Here is a 547-nt window from a genome sequence, read left to right on the forward strand (position 1 = left end):
AATAAAGAGTTCGAGAAGACATCCGATCATTTTAATCAATTGATTAACGATGCGTTCAAACAACTTGAAAGCTTGCAGTCTCAAGTTCAAGAGCCGATCAAGAAAGTAGTTGAAGATCTGGATAAGCTTCGCGACAAAGAAATGAACCGCTTTCAGAAGGAGTTTGACAAGCGCCTGGATGAGTTTCATGAGCTACAGTCTCAACTCCTTGAAAAAATAGGCGTCGAAGCAAAGGCTCCTGCGAAGAAAGCGGCTCCGGCTAAGAAAGCAGCTCCGGCTAAAAAAGCAGCTCCGGCTAAGAAAGCGACTCCAGCTAAGAAAGTAGCTCCGGCTAAGAAAGCGACTCCAGCTAAGAAAGCAGCTCCGGCTAAGAAAGCGACTCCAGCTAAGAAAGCAGCTCCTGCTACAAAGTCTCCGTTGAAATTGACTGCACTCAATGGTGTTGGACCAGCTTTAGAAAAGAAACTTATAGCAGCCGGTATCACATCAATCGAGCAATTGGCCAAGCCTTCAGCAAAAGATAAAAAAGCACTTGAGGAGTTCAGCA

The 547-nt window shown here is 45.2% G+C and carries 1 protein-coding gene; it reads left to right on the plus strand.

The window, feature by feature from the left end; translation table 11 throughout:
- Positions 1 to 547: hypothetical protein (locus A3756_RS27815; RefSeq protein WP_197481355.1), on the plus strand; the 547-nt coding region annotated here is incomplete at both ends.

The organism is Oleiphilus sp. HI0086, from assembly GCF_001635225.1.